Raw genomic sequence first — 23,510 nt, forward strand, 5'->3', positions numbered from 1 at the left:
GAGATTTTGCCAAAGGTACAACAATCGTTCAATAGAAAGAGCGAAAAAGTGCTAAAGCAAATGTTGATTAAGGAAGCCTTTTTCAATCAATTTGGCGAAAGTTTTGCCGCGCAGGGCTTCGTTTACCTGATTCCAATCGCGGAGATTATGCACATTACTTCCCACAAAAGAAACGAATCCTTCGGAAGCCAGACGCTCCGCAAGCGCGCGAGTACCTTGGTGGTTGCTTGTCCAAGAGCCCAGATTTACCTGAAACAGAACTCCCTGCTTGTGAAGATCAACGACCAAATTAAAATTTTGCTGTAAGTAATGGTACCGTTCGGGGTGTGCCAACACAAGAACGAGATTTCGTTGGCGCGCCAATTTGATGGCTTCCGGTAAGAAAGACGGCATTCCGACAATATTGGTTTCAATAAGTAGATATGTTTCTGCGATAGTGAGTAAGGGTTGATTATTTTCGAGCATTGAGATCAGGGACACATCCAGGTAGTATTCGGCGGCAGCTTCAAGCTCCAAAGGAATACATCTTCGCTTGAGTTCGGAGCGTATCCGTTGAAGGCTGAATTGAATAGCCTCAATGGTATTTCGATAATAATCCCCCATAATGTGTGGGGTGGCAATTATTTTGCGAACGCCGTTGGCCGCCATCTCCTGCAAGAGTAAGATACTCTCTTCAACGGACTCCGGACCATTGTCCAGTGCCGGTAAGATATGAGCGTGCATGTCTACCGCAAAAGGCGATGAGCGGGTAAATCCTGCGACGGTTCGATTTCGTTTTAGGAAAGAAAAAGGCATGGGATTTTACAATTCGTGACAAGATAGAACTTGCATTTGAAGAGTATATTGTCACGAATTGTGCCAAAGTAGGAAGGCAAAAAAAATAAATCATAATACGTTGGCTATGGGCTAATTATACCATTCTTTATCCTTTTAGTATATTATATTGGTATATACGTCACCGCAAAATATATTGATTGGTACATAAATTGCTAAGGAAGAATGGTTGAAAAATAAGTCTTGAACGTAGGCAACAAGACATCTTTTTCGGATACAATAGGATTGGAGACCTGCCAATCAATGTTGAGTTCAGGATCATTCCAAATGATACCACCTTCCGACGCTTTATGATATAGATTAGTACATTTATAGCTAAAGATGGAATCTTCCAGCGCCGCAAAGCCATGCGCGAACCCTTCCGGAATATAGAACATATTATTTCGTTTGCTATCCAGTTCTACGGCTTCGTACTGCCCGAATGTAGGAGAATCCGGACGAATATCAACGGCAATATCCAACACTCTACCCGAAATGACCCGTACCAGTTTTCCCTGCGCGTGTGGAGAACGTTGAAAATGCAGGCCACGAACTACTCCCTTGATAGAAAATGACTGATTGTCTTGCACAAAATGCGTAGGCAGGTTATTAGCCTCAAAAAGTTGCTGATTATAACTCTCTAAAAAAGACCCTCTTTCATCTTTATAAACCGTTGGTACAATTTCCAGCAACCCTTCGATGGTTTTTTTAATAACTTGCATAGGTGAGTATTTGTTGAATATCTGTTGCAAATTTAGCTAATTTGGCCGAATGTCGAAAAAAAGAATATACTGGGCCTGTCAGGTAGGCGGTTGGACCGCACTCATGTTCTATGAACTGTTGGTTTATAGCCTTGAGGATGGTTTTGAGTGGGAGATGTTCTACTTTGCCATTGCCAATATTATGGTATGTATTTTACTCACGCATTTTTATCGTCTGGTCGTACGCGAACGTAGCTGGGTTTCGCAGCCCCTTTATCGGTTGGTTCCGCGAGTGATATTGTCAGGGCTGCTTTTGGGCTTGCTTATGACGCTCATGAATTTTCCAATTGATATGCATACCTTAAAAGAAGTGGTATACAGCAAACCGTTTCTTTTCTTTTCCTATTGGCTGTCATGGAGTAAAAGCATGTTCATGTGGGTGCTAAGTTATACAATTTACCATTATGTAGAAAGTATGCATGATACTGAGATTGAGAAGATACTGCTCAAAACGTCGGTAAAAGAAACAGAAGCCAAAATACTTCGCTCGCAATTGAATCCCCATTTTGTGTTCAATGCGCTGAATTCTATTCGGGCGTTGGTGTCGGAAGATCCTTCTAAAGCGCAACAGAGCGTAACCCAACTTTCCAATATTTTACGCAATTCTTTACTGGCCGACCGCCGCAAAACGGTTGAATTGCGCGAAGAACTAAAGACCGTAGAAGATTATTTAGCCCTTGAAAAAGTCCGCTACGAAGATCGCCTGATGGCAGATTTTCACATTGATCCCAAAACGCTCTACCTGCAAATCCCTCCTATGATGCTTCAGACGTTGGTCGAAAATGCCATCAAACACGGTGTGCAAAAAGCAGTTGCCGGTGGGTTTGTGCAAGTGACCTCCTTTTTGGAGAATAATTACGTTCATATTCATATACGCAACACGGGAACGTTGGTCAAAAAAGAGAACGACCTGGAGAAACACAAGGAAGCGAGCGGTTTTGGATTGGAAAATACCGAGCGCCGCCTGCAATTGATCTATGGCGAAGATTCGGCAAAATTCAGGATATTTCAGGAGTCAGAAGATGTTGTACGGGCTGAAATCATAGTGCCTATTCAAACCGAAGGTGTTTTTAGAAATAATACGCAATCAACCATTAAAAGCCAATAGTTTTATCAGCGGTGAAAATATCACCTACCATCTTAATCACAAAAACATTCGCTAATGAAAGCCCTTATTATTGACGATGAAAGGCTTGCTCGCAATGAGCTGCGCCGTTTGCTTGAAAATTTCCCCAAAATTGAAATCGTCGGCGAAGCAGCCAATGCCGACGAAGCCATAAAAATGGTGGAAGACCTCCGCCCGGATCTTTTATTTTTGGATATTCAAATGCCCGGTAAGAACGGCTTTGAACTACTGGAAGCGTTGGAAGACGATACTATCCCGGAAGTGATTTTTACAACCGCTTACGACGAATACGCGCTTAAAGCCTTTGAATACAATGCCTTGGATTATATCCTGAAGCCCATTGATTTGCCCAGGTTGAGTGAAGCGGTACATCGGGTGTTTGAAGAATTTGACCGTAAACACGAGCATGATTCGATTGGCGAGCGCAAAATGTTGGGCGAAAATGACCAGGTATTCATCAAGGACGGTGAAAAATGCTGGTTTGTCAAACTCGGAAAAGTACGTCTTTTCGAATCGATGGGTAACTATGTTCGTCTGCATTTTGACGACCAAAAACCATTGGTACTCAAATCATTGAATGCGTTGGAAGAACGCCTCGACCCCATTTCATTTTTTCGGGCCAACCGCAAGCACATTATCAATTTGCAGTGGATCGACAAGATCGAGCCTTGGTTTTCGGGCGGATTATTGGTGACGCTGAGAGGAAGCGGCGAAAAGATCGAAATCTCGCGCCGCCAGGCCATTCGTTTTAAAGATATGTTGAGCTTATAAATAAATTAGGCGTCCGACGGTTGTAACTGTCAGACGCCTATTTTTCAATTACTTCTCAACAAATCAATGCTTATCCCACCAGATTTTGGTTGTATAAGAATCTCCGTTGGTCATACGACCCACCACTACATCGTAATTTGGTTTGTTGAGCAATGCTTCACGCGAAGAGTAGATCGTACGGCGGGGAATAGTACCGTTGGTTGAGCCAAGATTCGGGCCTGCTTTCAACACCGGATACCCCATCCGTCGCCATTCAATAAAAGCCTCGTACGAGCGGCCGAACAACTGAATCCACTTCTGGGTGCCGATCTTTTCCAATTTTTGCTCTTTGCTCAATCCCGTAAACGATAATTCTTTTTGGAAATCAGCCGGAACGGTTGTGACATTGTACGGGTTTTGGGCCAAAGCTGCTTTGACTCCATCCTGATAAAACTTCTCTGCTTGGTCGGTTGTCGAACCCCATCCTTCGAGGGCCGCCTCGGCTTTGTAAAAACTTACATCCGAAAACGACATTGCCAAACAGGCAATCGCCGGACTGTAGGCTTTGTTGAAAAACGTAGTTTGCGAAGCCGTTGAATAATCATCTTTAATAATGGTTTTCAAAAGCGCGTCAGTAAGCGCCACGCCGATGCCTTTGTAAGCGGGCTTACCGGCTTTTACGGAGTTGACGGTTGGTTGTACCAAACGCGGCAAGCGCGGGTCGTTGGTGGTAACCAATTGAGTTACAAAAGCATCTGCCAAATACTTTAGGTCAGGACTTCCCGCCAGCCAATGATTCAACACGGGATGGACATTGCTGTTGGTGGCATCGTTGAAGGTTGGGATAGCGGCGTTATCGGTATTGCTTTCCAATAACGGTTGCCCCATTGCTTCCGTGACGGTTTTCTGTGCCAAGGTGGCATCAGCGTAGCGGATACGCATTCCGAGGCGAAGTTTGAGTGAATTGCCGTATTTTTTCCATTGCGTAACGTTGCCTTTGTAATAAAAATCAGCCGCGCCGTAGCTTTCGTCGGTAGGGGTTAATTGCGTTATGGCCGCATCCAAATCTTTGATAAGCGTTTTATAAATGGACTCCTGCGTGTCAAATTTAGGTTGATTGTTGACCGCTTCTACGCCCAGCGCCGTTTCTGAGAAAGGAACATCACCAAACAGATCCGTAAGTCGTTGCCAAACGGAAATCTCTACGATACGGGCAATGGCCAACTTGGTACGGGCTTTTGGGTCTGATTCACGCCCTTTTAACAATTGATTCCGAATTTGTGACAGGTTTCGAATTAAGCTGTAATGATCGTTCCAAAGGTTATCGTCGCTTTGTTGAACGTACCTCGAACTTGAGATCAATACGCCGCCGCCCCAATGTTGAATCCAAGAACCAAATTGGTTGTTGGGGTATTCGTAGCCTTCGGCAAAAGCAGCATCTTTTTGAGCTTTTGACAAAATAAGCCCCGGGTCGATGGTGGAAAGCGTAGTGGGCGGAGTGTTTATTTTTTCAAAATCATCGGTACAGGCTTGTGAGGCAAGCAACGTGCCCACGAGCAACAACGACTTAATCTTTATATTTTTCATTGTCAGAATGTCTAAATAGTGGTCAAAAAGGGTCATTATAACTCCAAATTCAAGCTTACGCCGAAGTAACGCAACATAGGTAACGCCGTCGATTCAAGCCCCAACGAGGAGTTGTTGACGTTAAAAGACGATGCCTCGGGAGCAAACCCTTCGGTTTTACGTTGAAAATAAAACAGGTTACGGCCATAAACACCTGCTTTGATAGTGCGGAATGGCGTCTTGCTGATGAGTTTGGTGGGAAGTTGGTAGTTGAACGTCAACTCACGAAACATCACGTAGCTGGCATCGTTGAGCATTTCCTCCGAGACGACGTTGTCTTTGTCGGGGGCGATAACGTTCCAGTAATCCTGCGCTCTTACCTGTTTGGTATTGGCTTGGCCCGTACTTGTCCAAGTACCGTCGGCATTTTTCTGCGCCACCATACCTTCCGCAACATAGGTGCCGTCACGGCCGGGAAGCGTCTTTTTGATGGTTCCGTACACCAATTCTTCGCGCAGGCTTTGAGAGAATATTTTGCCGCCCTGACTGATATCGATCAACCCGGACAAGGCAAAACCTTTGTAACGGAAAGTGTTATTGAAACCGCCGATCCAGTTGGGCAATGCATTGCCGATCTCGTACAATAACTTGGCGTTTGATTTGAGCGGTAAGCCCGTTGCAGGATCGATCAGGCGATTACCGTTGGCGTCCCGTAACCATTGAAAACCGTTTCCGATGATGGTTCCAAAAGGCTTACCGGGCGTAGCAATGACCTGTACGTTGCGGTCGTCACCCAAAAGGAAAGTTGAGACACCTTCGGCCAACGCGACCACTTGATTGCGGTTGCGGGAAAAGTTAAAGGTGGCATCCCACGAAAAGCCTGACTCAGTACGAACCGGAGTTCCGGTAAGCGATAATTCAATACCGTGGTTACGAATTTCACCGGCATTGATGCGACGAGAGCTGAACGTACTTGAGGGAGGCAACGGAACGTTCAAAATCTGATTCTTGGTGCTGGCATCGTAATAGGCAAAGGTAAGTCCGAGGCGATTTTTGAAGAAACGTGCTTCCAATCCCAATTCCAATGAAGTGGTTAATTCGTTCTTGAGGTTAGGGTCAGGAATGACCGACGTAAACGAACCCAAAGGTTGGCCGCCGTGCGGATTTTGATCTAAGGAGTAATTGCCTGTCAACTGATAAGGACTTCCCGAACTTCCCGCCTGCGCCCATGAGGCCCGTACTTTAAGAAAGCTCAACGTATTGTTTTGCAAATTGAGCGCATCGGTAAGTACTAAACTACCGCTGACGGCAGGGTAGAAAAACGAATTATTAGCAGGAGAAAGTGTGGAAGACCAGTCGTTACGCGCCGAGAAGTCAACAAACAAATAATCCCTGAATCCAACCGAACCGGCCGCGTATACTGAATTGATAGAAGATTCCGTTAAGCCGAAAATGTAAGAATTGATTAACGTATTGTTGATAGAATATAAATTAGGCGCAATAAATTCCGTCCCGGTATTTCCGGTTGTACGCGAAGAAAATTTCTGATGATTGGCACCGAGGTTTAACGCCAGCGAAAAATCTTTGGAAAGCTGAGGCGTTAGTGAGAGCAACACATCGCTGTTGTCTTCCCGCACGCGGGTTACTTCTTCGACGATGTCACCATTGCGGTTTTGGCTTTGGTACGTTCCTTTTTCACGGTAACGCAGGCGTTGGTCAGTGTAAAAATCGGTACCGGTCTTCGCCGTGAGACGTATCCAATTATTGAATTGATAGCTCAATTTGATCAGACCGATCAACCGCTGACGGTCGTCAGAATTGCGCGTATGATCGCGGGTCCAGTAAGGGTTGGCGGTAGAAGAGTTGGTGGCGTAGGTTTTTTCCAAACCTGTATAAACCGTTGTACCATAGCCTAATTGCTTACTAACGTCGGCATCTGTCCAGGCCGATTGCTCCAAAATATTCATCGGCATGGAACGGGGTTGGCTTATCCACAAATAGGCAGGGTTGTCGGCTGCATCAGAAACCGTTGGGCGATTTTTGCCTTTTTGACCAATGTAGTTGGCTTTAGCGTCCAATTCCAATTTAGAGGTAAGTTTAGCTACCGTGCGCAGGTTGACGTTATTCCGATCAAGGGTATTTCCCGGCGTATAACCGTCAATTTTGGTCTTGCCATACGACAAACGGTAATTAATATTGTCATTACCGCCCTCCAGACTAATGTTGTTAACCATCTGTTTTTCCTGATTAAAAAACGTTTGAAACGTGTTGGGCTGCGGCGTAAGGCTCAGCACATTTCCCCATTGGTCTTCGTATTGCTGACCTTCCATTTTTGGCCCCCAGCTGGAACGGGTAAAGCGGTCGCGACCTCCGCTCATTTTAGGCAAACCTTGAATATTGGCAGCCTGAGCGGCAGCCCAAGTGTATATTTTCCCATCATTTCCTCTGAAATGGGTAAATGTACCGTCCAAACCTTGGGCGTATTCATCCTGAAAATCGGGTAGCACAAGCGCATCGCCGACGGAATAATCAATGCCGTATTTGACGCCGATGCCTTTGCGGGATTTGCCGGATTTTGTCGTGATCAGGATTACCCCGTTGCTCCCGCGTTGTCCGTACAAAGCAGCGGCGTTAGGGCCTTTCAGTACCGACATGCTTTCAATGTCTTCGGGATTGATGTTCGAAATTCCGTCGCCGTAGTCAATTCCTCCCGTGCGGCTGGGCGCATTCGGATTTCCGTTGTCCATCGGGATTCCGTCAATTACGTACAAAGGCTGACTGTTTCCAACCAATGAGTTAGCACCACGGATTACCACTCGCGACGAGCCGCCTGCTCCATTGGCAGACCGAGTGACCTGAACACCGGCTATCTTTCCGGCCAAGGTAGTAGCCACGTTGGCTTCTTTGGCCTGTACCAAGTTTTCGCCGCTCAATTCCTGAATGGAGTACCCGAGTGCTCTTTTGTCACGCTTAATTCCTAATGCTGTTACCACAACCTCTCCGAGGATTTGGGTATCTTCGCTGAGCGCCAGACTGATTTCCGTTTGATTTCCTACCTGAATTTCTTTTTTGAGGTAACCGACGAAAGAAAAGACCAACGTTTCCGAAGCCTCAGCTGTGATGCTGTATTTACCTTCACCGTTGGTAGCTGTACCGCGATTGGTGCCTTTGACCAATACACTTACGCCCGCCAGTACTTCTCCTTTGGCATCGGTAACTGTTCCCGTAACGACTTGCTCAATGGGCACGAGTACGTTTGGGACGCTCTCCTTTTTTTCGAGTAAACCCGAAGAAGACTGCTGACTCAGTACCACTTGACGCCCTGTTATCTCATACGTGACCTGAAGGGGCTTAAGCAATGTTTCCAGAACGGTCTCCAATGATTCATTAACAACATTGATGCTTACTTTTCGGTCAGATTTGATAAGCTTGGGGCTGTACAGAAACTTCACAGAAGTCAATTTTTCGATTTTTGACAAAACCGATTTGACGGATTGTTCGTCGGCGCGCAAACTGATCCGTTGTTTGAGCAATTCCTGGGCATTGCCTTCGTAGGCGTACGTGACACCGATAAGCATGACCGAAAGCAATAATTGGGTGCAAGTGAGGCAGACCGTGTGAAAAGCCAACCTGCGAATACGTACATGGTTTCTCATGAAGTTAAATTGGTTTATTTGGTTGATGTGATTGGATATAGAATAAGGGTTATTTACAACCTTTTGAGTAGATAATTATTTGTGCATCAATGATTTCTGATTTTGCGCCGATGCCCTGACAAATCAATTGTATCTTTTCGGCAAGGGACTCTTCGGTCAATGAGGCGGTGATGGTGCAGGAAGACAACAGCTCCTCATCGTACACAATATTGACGCCGTAGGCTTTTTCGATAAGTGCGAAAACCTCCGGAACCGAAGTTTCGTCAAATTCAAACAAAGGAGCTTGGGTTGATGGGATCAGAAGTTCGGGTTTTGGAACAAGGGCTTTTGAAAACCGAAGCTCTTGGCGATGAAGCGTAATTTGTTGGTTGGGAGTCAGTACTATACCTTCTAAGGTGCTGTTGTCCAACATCTTCTGTTTTTGTGGGTCGTTTTGGGTAAACACCGATACTTTACCCGTTCTTACCTGCACTTCCACCCGTTTGTCTTCGGGATACGCCTGTACCGTAAAACTTGTTCCCAATACCTTCGTAACCAGTTCATTGGCGTATACAAAAAAAGGTTTTTGAGGTTGTTTGACCACGTCAAAAAACGCCTTCCCGGAGAGGTAAACACTTCGGTTCTCTTGGCCGAAACGGTCGTCATAGCTCAGTCGGCTTTTAGGAAATAACGTAACCTGAGAACCGTCGGGCAAACGAACAAGAATAGGTTGCGCGTTCTCATTGATTTTTTCAATCCTTGATTCACTGAGTGTCGCCACATAACGTTGGTAAGGAGAAACAGAAGAACTTTGGTGTTGGTATAACCGGAACAGTGCGCCTGCCAAAACAATAAAACAAGCAATAGCAGCATAACGGCTCCATGGACGATTCCATAGCGGCACTACTTCCGGAGTTTCTTCAAATGCAGCATTAGTAGCTTGAATACGCGACAATAGGTTAGCTTCAGCCTCGGGGCTTAAATAGGTACGAATATATTCGTCCAAACCCATTTGGACCGCTTCCAAGAGTTGAACGGCCTGTTGCCAGCTTTCCTGTTTTTCAGGATGCTGTGCAAGCCAATCGTTCCAGAAACGCGATGATTCCTGATTGGGATGTAATTGGTGTCGCAGAAATGCATCGTCAACAACAAAGTCAGATGCGGTAAAAGTTAGGTAAAGGTTTTGCACAGGTAGCCGTAATTTGTCCGTAGATGACATTGGGCCTGATTATATACTCACTAACGTTAAAAAAAATCGTGAAAAAAGAATAAAAAAGAAGGGGTAAGCCAGTTGCGGAGTTTTTCGATGGCTCTAAAGACCAGATTCTGAGCAGATTGTCGATTCATGGAAAGCATTTCGGCAATCTGAGTATATTCTAAATTTTCGACAAACCGCAATCGTATGGCTTCCTGCTGACGAGGGGGGAGCTGATCAATGAGTCGTTTGACCAATGCCTGTCGATGTGTAGATTCTTCTTCCTGAGCCTGTAGCTCTTCGGCAGAAGGTTCGGCCCACAGGTCGTCGAAATCATTTTGGGATACAAATTGATGAGGTCGTTCCTGTCGTTTGAGCAGATGTAAAATTCGGGTCTTGAGCGATTTGAGAAGATAATACCGAACATTATCGGGAACCGTCAACCGTTGACGCTTGGCCCATATTTCGGTAAAAACATCGTGGATACAATCCAACACAAAGGCTTCCGAGACGGGCACGAGGCTCAGACCATAGCGATACATGGCTCTGACGTGCAGCCGATACAAACGTGTATAAGCTTCTTCATCACCCGCCTGAAAAGCCTCCCAAAGTTGGGACTCGTTGACCGATTGCTCCATTACTCAGTAATTTCCTCCACCTATTTGTAATTCATATCAAACCGTGAATTTACCACAGAAGTTTTAAATAGGAGAGAATAGAATAAATGGTTAACGCAACTTTGCACCTTGAAAGCGTTTGAATAGGCTGTGACCTGTTGCCCTTGCACGTTCACACGATATTTCTGCGACCAATAGAATTGATGTAAAATGAAAATCAATTTCTTACTCTCTCAACCACAGCACATAATCCGTCGAAGGAGGAGAAGGCAAAACGGGTTTGAGTGCAGTAATGATCTGTCCGCGATGATAGGCGGCATGATGACTCAAATGCGTCAGAATGTCGCTGATGGATGTTTCATAATGATCTCCTTTGCTGGTTTGGTACTTAATGATTTTATCAAAATCGGTTTCTCCCAAATCCTTGAGGTAACTGTCCCACTTCTGATAACTGAGATCAGAGGTTTCTTTGAGCCACGAAACGGGCAGCAAATCCCAAATACCCACAACCAAATGGTCGTTGACGATTCTGGTAAACCAAACCATTTGGGCATTTAGAATATGACTTGTGAGAAGAACCGCTCGTTCGGGAGGAGTTTCGAGTTTTTCGAGCGCTTCGATGATGCGTGAATTGGCCCAATGTTCATATTGCAAAAGGCGGATATGGTATGATTTCATGGAATAAGGCGTTAAGTCGTGACAAGTTGTGAAAAATCGTTTAAACCGGCAAGGGCTTAACGCCTTGTTTTACCATTTATTACCACTTTATTAAAGCAGATGCCCACGTAAAGCCGCTGCCAAAAGCGGCGAGGCAAATAAGATCGCCTTCTTTGACGCGGCCTTCTTCCCAAGCTTCTGTCAAAGCGATCGGAATAGAAGCGGCGGTGGTGTTGCCGTATTTGTGAATATTACTGATGACTTGGTCTTCGCGCAACTTCATTTGATCGCGTACGTATTCACTGATGCGAATGTTGGCTTGGTGCGGCACCAACAGCGAAATGTCTTCCGGTTGGTAGCCATTGGCTTCGAGCGCTTCCCGAATGGCTTCGGCAAAACGAACCACGGCGTGTTTAAAAACAGCATTGCCGTTCATAATTACTTCGAAACCGCCTTCGTCGATCATTTCTTTCGTCGCTGATCGTACGGGACGACTGCTGCCCGGGTCTTTGACGTATAAGTCTTCGGCAAAACGACCGTCGGCATGAAGATGCGTAGAGAGTACACGATGCGTAGGGTCTTCGGTGGCCTGCAAAACAGCCGCGCCGGCACCGTCACCGAAAATAACCGCTACGTTACGACCTTTGGTACTTTTATCGGTCCAGGTAGATTGGATTTCAGCCCCTACCACCAAGATGGTTTTGTACATGCCGGTCTTAATAAATTGGTCGGCAATGGAAAGGGCATAAACGAAGCCTGAACATTGCTCCCGAATATCAACTACCGGAATGCCAATGAGGTCTAACTCTCGCTGCATCAAAAAAGCCGAACCGGGAAAGAAATAATCGGGCGTGATGGTGGCGTAGACGATCATTTCAACGTCAGTGGGTTGTAAACCTGCCCGTTCGAGTGCTTGGCGTGACGCTGCCGTGGCCATGCTGGAATTGGTCTCTTTGCCGTAGGTAAAATAGCGACGCTCCCTGATTCCGGTCCGTTCCCGGATCCATTGGTCGGAGGTTTCCATCAATTGGGTCAAATCATCGTTGGTGACTACTTTTTCAGGAACGTAATAACCCAAGCCTGTGATTTTGGAATAAGGCATTTTTTTATGAAGTTAAAGGGTATAAAGGTAAGAGTTAGAATGAATAGGAGTGCTTAACCCCTTAACTCCTGACTTTTTCTATCCTTCTTTCAATGAATAGGTATAATCTTCCATGATCATATTGGCCAATAATTTGCTGCAGGCAGTTTCGACCCGTTGTTGGGCATCTGCTTCTGAATCAGCGTCTAAGGCCATTGTGATGTGTTTGCCAATGCGTACATCTGACACGGCGTCAATGCCTAAATTTTGAAGACCCAATTTGACGGCTTTGCCCTGCGGATCCAAAATTTCTTTTTGCGGCATGACGTTAATTTCGGCGATGAATTTCATGAGGAAATGAGTGATTTTAAATGGATTGTGAGGAAACTGTTTTGAGGTTAAATCATTGGAATAAATGAGTCAAAAGCAGAATCCTCGTTATTGAAATCTAAAAATTCGTTGAAATACTGACAGTAGTATATAGAGTGCTACGATCAGTGGAATGGCTGCAAATTTCAGCAAAAACAGCAAAAGCACCGACAAAAGGATAAAAATATATTTGATCTGATTTTCTTTCCACCCAAATGTCTTGAATTTAAACGCTAAAAGCGGAAGTTCGCATATCAATAAATAAGACATCAGCAGCGTATAACTTACCAGAACGTATTGATTAACGATCCAGGATTCGTATTCGGGATTGTTACGTAAAATAAACGGTAAAGATGATACCAAAAGCGCATTGGCAGGCGTGGGAACGCCGATAAACGAATCTGTTTGGCGGGTATCGATGTTGAATTTGGCCAGCCGCAACCCTGAAAAGACCGACAATATGAAGGCACTGAATGAGATCAGCATAGCTTGAATGTCAATCGAAGTAGTAGTGCGTTCGAGCAACTGAAAAATGATCATGGAAGGCAACACGCCAAACGTAACCATATCGGCCAATGAGTCAAGTTCTTTACCGATGGGAGAGGATTGATTCAGTAACCGGGCTGCAAAACCATCCAAAAAATCAAGTACGCCGGCCACTAAGATCAAAGACCCGGAAAGTAACAGATCCCCCCGAAAGCTAAAAACAATTCCGAGGCAGCCGCAAAGCAGATTGCCGCAGGTCATTAGGTTAGGAATGGTAAAAAGACGCATATCTGTGGTACGGACAGCCTGTCCGTAAATAGTTGTAAAATGGATATTCTGAAAGCTAATCGGAAATCAATCAGTTAAGAAAAGGATTCATCCGCCGTTCACGCCCAATGGTTGTAGAATCCATATGACCTGCAAATACCTGATAATCATCTTCCAACGTCATGAATTTCGTCTTGATACTTCTCATCAGTGCCGCATGGTCGCAAAGTGGAAAATCAGTACGGCCGACACTCCCTTTAAACAACACATCGCCCCCGATAATAAATCGTTGATCGTGGTTGACAAACGCCAAATGCCCCGGCGCGTGGCCCGGCACGAACAAAACCTCAAGCGTGGAACGACCAAATTTTATTACATCGCCTTCTTCCAAAAAAGCATCGGCTTCTACCGGCTCATAGCCTCTGATCCCCCACAATTTACAACGACTTTCTACGGCAGCTAAAATTGGAAGTTCATTTTTGTGCATGTACATTTTTACGCCATATTTGCGCTTTACGTAAGCACTGCCAAATACGTGGTCTAAGTGTGCGTGCGTTTGAAGAAGCATTGTTACTTTTAACCCTTTTTGATCAATAAACTGAGATAACGTTTCTTTTTCCGATTGCATCAGACAACCCGGGTCGATGATGACCGCTTCGTTGGTTTCGTCGTAAAGTACGTAGGTATTTTCGTCAAAAGGGGAAAAAACAAAAGATTGGATTTGAATCATACTTCTTTAGTCATATTCAAGCGTAAAATTACTAAACTATTCTGTAAACACTATCAGCGATGACCGATAAGCAACCCAAAAGCCTTTTTATTGACCAGAGTGTCGGTGATTTTTATTTGGAAGGCCCCAAAAGCCGCCGCTTTGAGTTTTTGTTTTTGCTCGATGTGATGTGGGAGTTCTTGAAAGGGATTCGGGCATTGCATTTTGTGGGGCCATGCATTACGGTGTTTGGCTCGGCCCGATTTAAAGAAGGAAGTATTTACTACGAACAGGCACGTGAATTGGGGAAACGTATCTCGCAGGAGCTGGGCCTTACGATCATGACCGGCGGGGGACCGGGTATTATGGAGGCCGCCAACCGTGGCGCTTTTGAAAACGGAGGGCGCTCGGTAGGCTGTAATATCAGATTGCCGCACGAACAAAAAGAAAACCCGTACATGCAGAAATGGGTAAAAATTAAATATTTCTTTGTGCGCAAAGTACTGTTGATCAAGTACTCATACGCATTTGTAATTATGCCGGGAGGAGTGGGAACACTGGACGAACTGTTTGAAACACTGACGCTCATTCAAACAGGCACTATCCAAAACTTCCCGATGGTGGTCATTGGAAAGGAATATTATACACCGATGATCTCAATGCTGCAAAAAATGGCAGATCAGGGAACCATCTCACCGCAAGACATGGACTTGCTTAAATTTACCGACGACATGGACGAAGCCATCGAACACATACGCCTGTATCTGACGACCAATTTCCACATCCAAAAACGTCGTCGGCCTATTTGGTGGCTTTTTGAAAAAGGATAATTTCGTTTCTCCCTTTTACCAAATATTATCCAGGTCTTTCTTGATGTAGGTGTGATTGCGCTCAACGTATACACTCTTGCCCGTAGGCCGTTTGATGCCCATAGGATTCTTTGCGGAAAGGCGGTAGAGCATGGCAATTGGCCACAAAAACACGTAAAATAATACGGTAAGGATAACGCGAGAGTTGAACCAACCCAATCCTTCGGCAATTTTAAACCAGATTTTGACAATGAAATCGCCTACTACGGGAATGAAAATACTTAATAAGCCCACAATCCCGGCGGCGTATAATAAATAAGTAGTGGCGGATTTGAAAACAAAAGACAGAACAACCAGCCCGGTAACGATTACCAACTGGGCTTTACTTTTTTCAGCTTCAGACATTTTTTTCGAGGAATGAGAAGTGAGGAGTCAGTAGTGAAGAACAAAAACGCGCTCACTGCTGACTCCTGAATACTTAAAATAATGTATAAATAAACGGTGCAACGGCAGAGCCACCGCCAATGACGATAATGACGCCAATAAGTAGCAATAGAATAATCATAGGAGCCAACCACCACTTCTTCCGCTCGCTCATGAAAGCAAATAAATCTTTTAGAAAATCCATCTTTAGTAAGTTTGTTGTTATTTAGATACGTTTTTGGTTATAAATCAGTCAAAACGGATGGTTAATAACGGTTAAAGAATGTAATTAAACACAAATCTACACATTTTCATAGTAAGACAAAGGGAACATTAATTGGATTTATTTAATGGAACCTTCATTCTTTCATACAGTTGATCGGCAATTACGGTATTTACTTTAGCACTCGCGTGTCCATCATTTTTGCCCACAATCCGCTCTTTGGGTGGAATAGGAGCAAGATACTCACTCAGTCGAACGACCGGGATCTTCTGATTGATAAAAAAGTCTTCGATGGGTTTTGTATACCCGTTGCTTTTTTCCACATTTTGTAAGAAAGGCACCATCACCACGTACATCGGCGCGTTGTTGGCGCGAGCGTAATCGACGATCTTTTGCAGATCGCGCAAATGAGGATTCAGAATAGTGGTATCAGTATACGATTTCTGCACAAAATCAGTGATTGAGGCGGGAGGCATGTGCGGAAACTGCCAATAAATGTAATTGGGCAAATAAAAACGCATCACCAACGACCCAACACCCGGCAGTTTAATGTCGTCGTAAGGCTTAAATTCGGCCAAGGTCAGCTTGGCGTCGCGGGCGGATTTTTCAATGTCGTTGGGAAAATATTCCAAAACAAGTACATCGGGTTTTACGGGAAATTTCTGTAGTCGTTGAAATTCGTCGCGTGTGTCGGAACCTGAAACCCCCAAATTATATACTGCATACTTATCGGCACCAAGCTTCTTTTCCAATTGATCCGAAAAGCGATCTTCTGTATTGTTCAGACCATGCCCGGCGGCAAATGAATCGCCCAGAACCAATACTTTTCTTTTCTTTTCAGTATTGGTTTTAGGGAAATCACGATAGCCTTCGGGGGTAATGGGCTTCCAATAGTTGGCAAACCAAATCTGTGAAGCTTTACTCAGATCACCTTCGTGGCTTTGGGAAATGAACATGAACGCGATTTCCAGTATACCTGCCAACCACACCACCATAATGCCTAAAGTGGCTACGTTAGCAATGAGCTTATTGCTTTTCGGGTTTTTGATAACTCCGTAATAAAACATACGCAATAATTCTACCAAGACAAATAAAATCACCATTGCCTTGGCCAGGCGGATGTAAAAATTATCGACAAGTCCGGCGTAAGGGTAGTCGAATTTGATGTTTATTTTATCGGGGAAAAATAGCAGGAACACCGGCACCGCTAAGATGGCAAGTCGGATAAGTGAGGTGACTAATTTTGAAATCATAGAAAAATCCGTAGGATATTGGTCATTGAATGTTAGATGTAATTTTATGAACAATTAACAGACCGAAATCTAATCCAACACAAATTCCTCTTTCCAGTTGTCGGTATCCTGCCACTCAGGTTGTTGACGCTTGTCAAATACATAATTTCCCACAACCAAATAATCCATTTCAGTGCGCATAAAACAGCGATAGGCGTCATTGGGCGTACTTACGATAGGCTCCCCGCGAACGTTAAAACTGGTGTTAACGATCACACCATACCCGGTCAGTTTTTCAAAATCATTGATCAATTGATAGTAACGCGGATTGGTTTGTTTGTGAACCGTCTGAATACGCGCCGAAAAGTCGATGTGCGTAATGGAAGGCAGATCCGAACGTAAATAATAAAGCTTGTCGCGCAGATCAAACGAGTCAAACTCAGCGGGAAGTTCTTTGCGTCGTGTTTCTTTCACGGGGTGCACCAAAAGCATGTATGGTGAAATGCCCTCATAGTCAAAATATTCACCTACTTTTTCGGCCAAAACCGAAGGTGCAAACGGACGGAATGACTCCCGATATTTGATCTTAACATTTAGTTTTTTCTGCATTTCTGCATTGCGGGGGTCACCCAAAATACTGCGGGCACCCAACGCACGAGGCCCAAACTCCATGCGTCCCTGTACCCAACCAACCACGTTGCCATCGGCCAAAATCTGAGCAACTTCTTTGGTCAACTCTTCGAAATTATCAAATTTCGTATAAACGGCTTTGTATTTTTTGGCGGTCAATTCTACGTCCAGGTCTGAGAATGTTGGCCCTAAATAAGACCCGCTCATGGCATCTTGGGTGTAGTTGATGACGCGTTTTTGATCAAAATAAATATAATAAGCGGTCAAGGCGGCTCCCAACGCACCACCTGCATCGCCGGCGGCCGGTTGAATAAATACTTCTTTAAAAACCCCTGATTTTTGCAGTTTACCGTTGGATACGCAATTGAGCGCCACCCCGCCGGCCAGACATAGATAATCGGCACCCGTGAGGCGTTTGGCTTCCTGCGCCATTTTGACTACCACTTCTTCGGTCACGCGCTGAATGGCCAATCCAAGATTACAATGGTGGGCTTCCAACGGATCTTCCGGCTTGCGGGTTTTCATACCGAACAGGCGTTCCCAATCGGCTTCGCGTACCATTTTGAGACCGGTTGCATAATCAAAATAATTTTGATCAAGCCATATCGAACCATCATCTTTAATGACCACTAAGTCTTTTTTGATGGTTTCAACGTATTTGTCCACTTCCGGAGAAGAAGGATTGCCGTAGGGGGCCAATCCCATCAATTTATATTCACCGGAATTAACCTTAAATCCTAGAAAGTACGTGAAAGCAGAATATAAAAGCCCCAAAGAATGCGGAAAACGCAGTTCTTTCAGGATAGAAATTTTATTTCCTTCGCCGGAACAGATCGACGCCGTAGCCCATTCACCCACTCCGTCGATGGTCAGGATCGCGGCTTTTTCGTAGGGAGAAGGGTAGAAAGCACTGGCAGCGTGTGATAAGTGGTGCTCAGGAAAAAGAAGTTTAACGGGCTTTTTTTTATCATACCCCAGTTTCTCCAACTCTTCATTAATGAGGCGTTTAAGAAACATTTTCTCCTTGATCCATACCGGAATAGCGGTTATAAAAGACTTTAACCCTTTAGGGGCGAAGGTATAATAGGTCTCCAACAAACGCTCAAACTTGAGCAAAGGCTTGTCATAAAATACAATGGCATCCAACTCATTGATCGTTGTACCCCCATATTCTAAACAATAGTTGATGGCATTGGCAGGAAAGTTAGGGTCGTGTTTTTTACGGGTAAAACGCTCTTCCTGGGCGGCGGCTACAATTTCGCCATTGTCAATAAGAGCGGCAGCTGAATCGTGGTAAAATGCGGAAATTCCAAGTATCTTCATTCTAAGCTGGGATAAAATAGGGGGTATCGCTGATTGTTGAGTTCAAAAAACGTTACAATGTTACTACAAGTTTGGCAGTTTCTGTCTTTTTTAAATTGACTATGGACTGACAAAACTAAGGAGGATTATGAGAAATTTCAAAAATTAACGAATCCGGTTATTAAAAGGTACGCGGCTAGGCTTTACATTTGCACAAACTAAATGCTAAACATTCATTGAAAATCGCGGCTATTGATATTGGCTCCAATGCGGCACGTTTACAAATTTCTTCCGTTCTGCACGATGTTGGATTTACCAGTTTTAAAAAAGTTGAATACGTCCGTTTTCCCTTGCGTCTCGGACACGATGTCTTCAATTTTGGCAGTATTACCCCCGAAAGCGAAGCTCGCACGCTCAAATTGATGCAGTGCTACAAACTGTTGATGGAATTGCACGAAGTGGAAGGGTACATGGCCTGTGCCACCTCAGCCATGCGAGAATCCTCCAACGGCGATGAAATTGTGGAACGGATCGCTAAAAGTACCGGCATTAAAATTCACATCATTGACGGTACCAGAGAAGCACAACTAATCAACAATGTAGTGGTGCAGGCCCTTGAAGACGGCCAGTATCTTCACATCGACGTAGGTGGTGGCAGTACAGAACTGAACGTTTATTTTAATCGTCGGAAAATAGCTTCCAAATCATTTAAGATCGGTTCGGTTCGCTTATTGGAAGGCAAAGAAAGCAAAGGAGCTTGGGGCAAAATAGAGCAATGGATCGAAGAAAACGTAGATTCGCTCGAACCCGTTGTAGCCGTCGGTACGGGAGGGAACATTTCCAAACTCTTTAACCTGGTTTCCAAAACTGCCGAAAATGCCACTTCTTTGTCGGAACTGCAACGAATGCGGGATTATATAGCTTCTTTCAGTCAGTTCGAACGGGTCAACAAATTACGGCTTAATGCTGACCGTGCCGATGTCATTATTCCTGCTTCGGATATTTATATTTCGGTCATGAAATGGGCGGGGGCCGATAAGATACTGGTGCCTGACCTGGGATTGAAAGACGGTATTATTCAGTTGGTGTACGAAAAGCTAAAAAAATAGAATCGAATGAATAAGAGTAGAGCCGCAAAAACTTGCGGCTCTACTCTTATAAATAGGATAACCATTTGATCTCTCGGTGGGCGGCTTTGTATTTTGAATACCAACGGCACAGCGGATATAAAGCCAGTATCACTCCCAACCACACCAAATAAATTACTCCCAGTTCAACCCCTGAATTTGTCGGTCGCCCAAAGCTGAATGTCCCGATTGGGATGTCTTTCCAAGTGAAGCCCTGCAAAAATAGCATTCCAAACATGATGCTGTGGATCAAATACCAATGCAGCAGATAGTAGAACATCGGCACTTTGCCGTACGTAGCCAATAGGTTGGTGAAACCGTTTGGTTTAGATTCCCCCAAAGCCAGCAGCACGAACATAATGCCGAGCATGAGCAGTGTATAGAGCAGCGAAGGCGGATATTTGAAAACGTTGATAAAGGAAAGAAACGTGAAAAGCCCCGTTTTTTGCGGTGCCCACGGAATCGGGTCGCCGTAAAAATTGATGAAGCGAATAATCACAAACAGACTCAACGCTACTAAAGCCGAGCGCCAAAGCAGCTTTTTGCGAATTGGGGCAGATTGTTGGAAAACACTCCCAAAAGCAAAGCCTGATAACAGGATTCCCAACCACGGAATAAAAGGATATAAAGTACCCAAGGTAAAGTTTGGAGTAAGCGCAAACACATTGGCTCGAAATAAAAATGACCATGCCAACGCCAAACCCTGACTTTTGGGGATTGGCACCAACAGCGTAAGACCGTGCAGAAAAATAATGCTCGCGCCAATGACGCCAATAATTCTTGCCGATAGTTTCAACAAAAAAGAAAGTGTCACGAATCCTAATCCAATGGCAAAAATGACCTGTAAAATAATAGTACGGAAATGAAGGTCGAACCAAAAAGCAAAATTGATGATCGTCACTTCCAGCAGCATCAGCCAAAGCCCTCTGGTGAGAAGGAAGTTTTTGGTTTGCGCCAAATTCTTTTGACTTTTAAAGGTTAAATAGGCCGAAGCACCTGACAGAAACACAAAACTCGGCGCGCACAGGTGCGTTACCCAACGGGTCATGAAGAGGGCGGCGGTGGTGGTTTGTAAATTGGTTGGGTCTTGGGTCAACGCGGTAGTGTGCATCAAATCCCGGACATGGTCTAATGCCATGATAATCATTACGATGCCCCGGGTGACATCAATGGTATGAATTCGCTTCATGCAGTTGAGTTATTGGTTTAGGCTAATGGAAGCCTAAAGATAATCAAAATGCCAAAAAGAGACAGAAATACCTGAAAACAGGTTTTTTTATAACATGGGTTGCCCAAAATCAGCGTAATAGGGATTTTAGCTCCACCCAATAAATGTCCGCTTCTCCGTTGGCAGGAGATTGTATGTTTTTGATTAAGTCTTTGTAATTCAAAGGTTTATCAAAGTGCCAATCTTTTTTTGCACGTTCACTGGTGAAGAAAAGGTATTTGCCATCGGGCGAAACAAAAGGGCAATAATCCAATTTGTCGGAATTGATACCTTCCAATGGCTTTGCTTCTGACCATGTTCCGTTGGCGTTGTGATTGCTCACTACCAGATCACATTCCAAAACGCCGTTTTTGCGACTACAGCCGGTATAAAATATCTTGGATTCATCGGGCATAATGTACGCGTTGAATTCGTAGCCATCGGTGCTGATGGGTTTGCCGACCAACTCAGGTTGTGCATATCTTCCATTCTCCCGTTTACTTCGCCAAATATCGTCTTTGCCCGGGCCGCTTTTATAAATGGCGGTGAAATAAAGTGTGCCATCGTTGGTGACGGAAGGGTAATATTCATCTACGTCGGGCGTATTGATGGGCGCGCCGATATTTTTGGCGGCTGACCAACCCTGCGCGGTACGTTCTACATACCAAATATCAAAATCCTTGGCGTTGCCATTTCCCTCCAAAGGGCGATTTGAGGCGAAATAAAGCCGATTGCCATCGGGCGAAAAAGCAGCTTCAATGTCGCTGTATTGACCCGAAAACGAAGCAACCTGCGTATCAGACCATTTGCCGTTTTGTAATTTGCGACAAACAATGGCACTGAAAAGGTTTTTAGGACTGACCACCGACCAATAAATTTCTTTCCCATCCGGCGAGATCGCCAAATCGCGCTCATACGCCCCCGTACTCACGATTCCGGGAGCGAAGATTTGGGGCGTTTGAGCGGGCTTTGGTTGGTTTAAGTAATCAGATTGAGCGAAACAGATAGCGGTACAAAATGGTAGAAGTATGAACGTTAGTTTAGGCATGAAATACGAAATTTAAATCAGGAAAAATAGTTTAGTGTTAGTCGTTAATAAGTTGTAGAATGCTTGTAAATGGTTGATAGTCAAAAGTATTTGTGCATAGCGTTTCTCCTTGAAAAGAAGGAAAATTGATCAAATAATTCGTTTTAAGGCAAAATTTGCAGATACCAATCTTCCGTTACGCCGCACCACCACGTGCATTTCTTTGCCTTCTTTGCGCTGAAACATTCGATAAAGATCGGCTAATGCCATAGTTTCAACCGATAAGCTGTTGACCAAAAGAACTTCATCGCCTTCCTGCAATCCTGCATGAAAGGCAGGAGAGCCTTCAATGATGTTTTCAACGTAAAATTGCCGAAATCCCTTTCCTTTAGCCCGTACGTCGATTCCGCTCATATCGTGCTCAAAACGCTCATTGAAACGCTTTTTGTTGGGTTTCAAGACAATATACCCGCCTTCATAATTGAACGTAACCTTAAAACGACTCAATAATTCGCCGCCAATGTTTCCGTCTCGGTGGGGAAACTGATCCGTGATCTTCATACCGAATGCCGAGCTGTCCGGAAAGGTGGTCAACACGTCATTGAGTTCAAATTGGCCGATACGTACCTTGGGCATTCGACCGATGTGGCCGTTGATAACGCCCGCCAATCCAACGCCCAATTGCGACTTAACAACCTTTTGAGGCATTTGAATATTAGAAACAGAGGTATTTAACATCAGCGCATGGCCGGCACCCGTATCCAATACAACCCGAATAGGCAATTCGCGGTCGTTGGAAACCACTGTAACAGCATCCAAATACGGTTTGGTCTTTTCAATAACAATTGGAAATTTATCCCCTTGTTTGGCCGTGTATTTGTATTTGGTCGGCGTAGTGAGGGTCAATTCCTGTTTTTGAAAATCAATCGTTACCACAAACTTATTGAATATTTCATACCCGAAAATACCGTGAATAGGCGTTCCCACTACCTCCGATAACCTCAAAATGTCATCGTCCATAACCACAATATTGTGTTTCAACCCTACCATCTTTCCCATTCTCAGGATATTACCAACGGTTACGTCGGCGGCAATGCCCTGTCCGTTACCGACACCTTCAATTTTCATTTTTCGTACCGACCGCATTCCCAGTTTTTGGGCAACGGAAGCATCTGTCAAAATCGTAGAGCCTACCCCCGTGTCCAACACGAATCGCAGGGTGTCGGATTTGTTGATATGAACGGGTACAATGATCAGATTGGCGTGCAGCTCAAACTGTATGTGAGTGGATTGGCGCCCGTTCGTCAGGTGTAAACCGTGAATTTCTTCCTGTTCTTTAGGCTTGGTCGCCTGAGCGGTAATGCATCCGAAAAAAAGAGTGATGCAGCATAGTAAGTAGTTAATTTTCATGGCTTTATAAGAGTTGTTTGAAGCCATGAAGTACGAATAAAAAGCAACGCCGCGCATCACCCCAAAATAGTGGTTTTTAGAGCAAAAG

The 23,510-nt window shown here is 44.7% G+C and carries 22 protein-coding genes; 4 read left to right on the forward strand and 18 right to left on the reverse strand.

What is annotated here, in order from left to right; all coding sequences use genetic code 11:
- Positions 1–51: 51 nt before the first annotated feature.
- Together ACQY73_RS31820 and rfbC are read right to left on the reverse strand one after the other, a co-directional pair.
- Positions 52–795, reverse strand: coding sequence for a tyrosine-protein phosphatase (locus tag ACQY73_RS31820; RefSeq protein WP_428658210.1), 744 nt, complete (start codon positions 793–795; stop codon positions 52–54).
- A 194-nt stretch (positions 796–989) separates the two neighbouring features.
- A complete protein-coding gene (rfbC, locus tag ACQY73_RS31825; protein ID WP_428658211.1) occupies positions 990–1,535 on the reverse strand; it encodes a dTDP-4-dehydrorhamnose 3,5-epimerase in 546 nt (181 codons plus the stop codon).
- Positions 1,536–1,584: 49 nt separating this feature from the next.
- Between rfbC and ACQY73_RS31830 the strand changes: the two genes are divergently transcribed.
- Complete coding sequence (locus ACQY73_RS31830) at positions 1,585–2,682, forward strand: sensor histidine kinase (RefSeq protein ID WP_428658212.1); 1,098 nt, start codon at positions 1,585–1,587, stop codon at positions 2,680–2,682.
- A gap of 54 nt (positions 2,683–2,736) precedes the next feature.
- Positions 2,737–3,471, forward strand: a complete 735-nt coding sequence (locus ACQY73_RS31835; RefSeq protein ID WP_428658213.1) for a LytR/AlgR family response regulator transcription factor — start codon at positions 2,737–2,739, stop codon at positions 3,469–3,471.
- 63 nt (positions 3,472–3,534) lie between these two features.
- Here the strand turns inward: ACQY73_RS31835 and ACQY73_RS31840 are convergent, their stop codons facing one another.
- The 9 genes from ACQY73_RS31840 to ACQY73_RS31880 all read right to left on the reverse strand — a co-directional run bounded on the left by ACQY73_RS31840 (position 3,535) and on the right by ACQY73_RS31880 (position 14,053).
- Positions 3,535–5,037: a SusD/RagB family nutrient-binding outer membrane lipoprotein gene (locus ACQY73_RS31840; RefSeq protein ID WP_428658214.1), complete on the reverse strand. Its 1,503-nt coding sequence runs from the start codon at positions 5,035–5,037 to the stop codon at positions 3,535–3,537.
- A 35-nt stretch (positions 5,038–5,072) separates the two neighbouring features.
- On the reverse strand, positions 5,073–8,672 hold the full coding sequence (locus tag ACQY73_RS31845; protein WP_428658215.1) for a SusC/RagA family TonB-linked outer membrane protein: 3,600 nt from the start codon (positions 8,670–8,672) through the stop codon (positions 5,073–5,075).
- Between the two features lie 49 nt (positions 8,673–8,721).
- Entirely contained in the window at positions 8,722–9,870 is a 1,149-nt protein-coding gene (locus ACQY73_RS31850; protein ID WP_428658216.1) for a FecR family protein, read from the reverse strand.
- A gap of 26 nt (positions 9,871–9,896) precedes the next feature.
- Positions 9,897–10,484 (reverse strand): RNA polymerase sigma factor, encoded by a 588-nt coding sequence (locus ACQY73_RS31855; RefSeq protein ID WP_428658217.1) that lies wholly within the window; start codon positions 10,482–10,484, stop codon positions 9,897–9,899.
- Between the two features lie 204 nt (positions 10,485–10,688).
- Entirely contained in the window at positions 10,689–11,141 is a 453-nt protein-coding gene (locus tag ACQY73_RS31860; protein WP_428658218.1) for a DinB family protein, read from the reverse strand.
- Positions 11,142–11,220: 79 nt separating this feature from the next.
- A complete protein-coding gene (locus ACQY73_RS31865; protein ID WP_428658219.1) occupies positions 11,221–12,222 on the reverse strand; it encodes a 3-oxoacyl-ACP synthase III family protein in 1,002 nt (333 codons plus the stop codon).
- 78 nt (positions 12,223–12,300) lie between these two features.
- A complete protein-coding gene (purS, locus tag ACQY73_RS31870; protein ID WP_428658220.1) occupies positions 12,301–12,552 on the reverse strand; it encodes a phosphoribosylformylglycinamidine synthase subunit PurS in 252 nt (83 codons plus the stop codon).
- Positions 12,553–12,639: 87 nt separating this feature from the next.
- A complete protein-coding gene (gene pssA / locus ACQY73_RS31875; RefSeq protein ID WP_428658221.1) occupies positions 12,640–13,344 on the reverse strand; it encodes a CDP-diacylglycerol--serine O-phosphatidyltransferase in 705 nt (234 codons plus the stop codon).
- A 70-nt stretch (positions 13,345–13,414) separates the two neighbouring features.
- A complete protein-coding gene (locus ACQY73_RS31880; protein WP_428658223.1) occupies positions 13,415–14,053 on the reverse strand; it encodes an MBL fold metallo-hydrolase in 639 nt (212 codons plus the stop codon).
- Between the two features lie 59 nt (positions 14,054–14,112).
- Between ACQY73_RS31880 and ACQY73_RS31885 the strand changes: the two genes are divergently transcribed.
- Positions 14,113–14,862: a TIGR00730 family Rossman fold protein gene (locus tag ACQY73_RS31885; protein ID WP_428658225.1), complete on the forward strand. Its 750-nt coding sequence runs from the start codon at positions 14,113–14,115 to the stop codon at positions 14,860–14,862.
- 15 nt (positions 14,863–14,877) lie between these two features.
- Here ACQY73_RS31885 and ACQY73_RS31890 read toward each other — a convergent pair whose 3' ends face one another.
- The 4 genes from ACQY73_RS31890 to ACQY73_RS31905 form a co-directional block, all read right to left on the reverse strand.
- A complete protein-coding gene (locus ACQY73_RS31890; protein ID WP_428658227.1) occupies positions 14,878–15,246 on the reverse strand; it encodes an SxtJ family membrane protein in 369 nt (122 codons plus the stop codon).
- A gap of 73 nt (positions 15,247–15,319) precedes the next feature.
- Positions 15,320–15,469, reverse strand: coding sequence for a DUF5989 family protein (locus ACQY73_RS31895; RefSeq protein ID WP_013929453.1), 150 nt, complete (start codon positions 15,467–15,469; stop codon positions 15,320–15,322).
- Between the two features lie 128 nt (positions 15,470–15,597).
- On the reverse strand, positions 15,598–16,740 hold the full coding sequence (locus ACQY73_RS31900; RefSeq protein ID WP_428658229.1) for an SGNH/GDSL hydrolase family protein: 1,143 nt from the start codon (positions 16,738–16,740) through the stop codon (positions 15,598–15,600).
- 69 nt (positions 16,741–16,809) lie between these two features.
- Positions 16,810–18,672 carry a carbamoyltransferase family protein gene (locus ACQY73_RS31905; protein WP_428658230.1) on the reverse strand — a complete coding sequence of 621 codons (1,863 nt, stop codon included), beginning with the start codon at positions 18,670–18,672 and terminating at the stop codon, positions 16,810–16,812.
- Between the two features lie 215 nt (positions 18,673–18,887).
- Here ACQY73_RS31905 and ACQY73_RS31910 point away from each other — a divergent pair, with 215 nt between their 5' ends.
- On the forward strand, positions 18,888–19,760 hold the full coding sequence (locus tag ACQY73_RS31910) for a Ppx/GppA phosphatase family protein (RefSeq protein WP_428658232.1): 873 nt from the start codon (positions 18,888–18,890) through the stop codon (positions 19,758–19,760).
- Between the two features lie 46 nt (positions 19,761–19,806).
- On the opposite strand, the gene ACQY73_RS31915 is transcribed toward ACQY73_RS31910, so the two are convergent.
- From ACQY73_RS31915 to ACQY73_RS31925, 3 genes are all read right to left on the reverse strand, one after another.
- Positions 19,807–20,967, reverse strand: a complete 1,161-nt coding sequence (locus ACQY73_RS31915) for a DUF1624 domain-containing protein (protein ID WP_428658234.1) — start codon at positions 20,965–20,967, stop codon at positions 19,807–19,809.
- A gap of 109 nt (positions 20,968–21,076) precedes the next feature.
- On the reverse strand, positions 21,077–22,033 hold the full coding sequence (locus ACQY73_RS31920; RefSeq protein WP_428658236.1) for a hypothetical protein: 957 nt from the start codon (positions 22,031–22,033) through the stop codon (positions 21,077–21,079).
- 129 nt (positions 22,034–22,162) lie between these two features.
- On the reverse strand, positions 22,163–23,422 hold the full coding sequence (locus ACQY73_RS31925) for an aspartyl protease family protein (RefSeq protein WP_428658237.1): 1,260 nt from the start codon (positions 23,420–23,422) through the stop codon (positions 22,163–22,165).
- Positions 23,423–23,510 lie beyond the last annotated feature (88 nt).

The organism is Runella sp., assembly GCF_965279615.1.
Classification (GTDB): Bacteria; Bacteroidota; Bacteroidia; order Cytophagales; family Spirosomataceae; genus Runella.

Bases quoted from the DNA above. Each gene is read 5' to 3' on its own strand.
- ACQY73_RS31890 (WP_428658227.1), bottom strand. From the start codon at position 15,246: ATGTCTGAAGCTGAAAAAAGTAAAGCCCAGTTGGTAATCGTTACCGGG.
- ACQY73_RS31855 (WP_428658217.1), bottom strand. From the start codon at position 10,484: ATGGAGCAATCGGTCAACGAGTCCCAACTTTGGGAGGCTTTTCAGGCG.
- pssA (WP_428658221.1), bottom strand. From the start codon at position 13,344: ATGCGTCTTTTTACCATTCCTAACCTAATGACCTGCGGCAATCTGCTT.
- ACQY73_RS31880 (WP_428658223.1), bottom strand. From the start codon at position 14,053: ATGATTCAAATCCAATCTTTTGTTTTTTCCCCTTTTGACGAAAATACC.
- rfbC (WP_428658211.1), bottom strand. From the start codon at position 1,535: ATGCAAGTTATTAAAAAAACCATCGAAGGGTTGCTGGAAATTGTACCA.
- ACQY73_RS31905 (WP_428658230.1), bottom strand. From the start codon at position 18,672: ATGAAGATACTTGGAATTTCCGCATTTTACCACGATTCAGCTGCCGCT.
- ACQY73_RS31865 (WP_428658219.1), bottom strand. From the start codon at position 12,222: ATGCCTTATTCCAAAATCACAGGCTTGGGTTATTACGTTCCTGAAAAA.
- ACQY73_RS31925 (WP_428658237.1), bottom strand. From the start codon at position 23,422: ATGAAAATTAACTACTTACTATGCTGCATCACTCTTTTTTTCGGATGC.
- ACQY73_RS31885 (WP_428658225.1), top strand. From the start codon at position 14,113: ATGACCGATAAGCAACCCAAAAGCCTTTTTATTGACCAGAGTGTCGGT.
- ACQY73_RS31915 (WP_428658234.1), bottom strand. From the start codon at position 20,967: ATGAAGCGAATTCATACCATTGATGTCACCCGGGGCATCGTAATGATT.
- ACQY73_RS31835 (WP_428658213.1), top strand. From the start codon at position 2,737: ATGAAAGCCCTTATTATTGACGATGAAAGGCTTGCTCGCAATGAGCTG.
- purS (WP_428658220.1), bottom strand. From the start codon at position 12,552: ATGAAATTCATCGCCGAAATTAACGTCATGCCGCAAAAAGAAATTTTG.
- ACQY73_RS31860 (WP_428658218.1), bottom strand. From the start codon at position 11,141: ATGAAATCATACCATATCCGCCTTTTGCAATATGAACATTGGGCCAAT.
- ACQY73_RS31850 (WP_428658216.1), bottom strand. From the start codon at position 9,870: ATGTCATCTACGGACAAATTACGGCTACCTGTGCAAAACCTTTACCTA.
- ACQY73_RS31830 (WP_428658212.1), top strand. From the start codon at position 1,585: ATGTCGAAAAAAAGAATATACTGGGCCTGTCAGGTAGGCGGTTGGACC.
- ACQY73_RS31840 (WP_428658214.1), bottom strand. From the start codon at position 5,037: ATGAAAAATATAAAGATTAAGTCGTTGTTGCTCGTGGGCACGTTGCTT.
- ACQY73_RS31895 (WP_013929453.1), bottom strand. From the start codon at position 15,469: ATGGATTTTCTAAAAGATTTATTTGCTTTCATGAGCGAGCGGAAGAAG.
- ACQY73_RS31820 (WP_428658210.1), bottom strand. From the start codon at position 795: ATGCCTTTTTCTTTCCTAAAACGAAATCGAACCGTCGCAGGATTTACC.
- ACQY73_RS31900 (WP_428658229.1), bottom strand. From the start codon at position 16,740: ATGATTTCAAAATTAGTCACCTCACTTATCCGACTTGCCATCTTAGCG.
- ACQY73_RS31920 (WP_428658236.1), bottom strand. From the start codon at position 22,033: ATGCCTAAACTAACGTTCATACTTCTACCATTTTGTACCGCTATCTGT.
- ACQY73_RS31845 (WP_428658215.1), bottom strand. From the start codon at position 8,672: ATGAGAAACCATGTACGTATTCGCAGGTTGGCTTTTCACACGGTCTGC.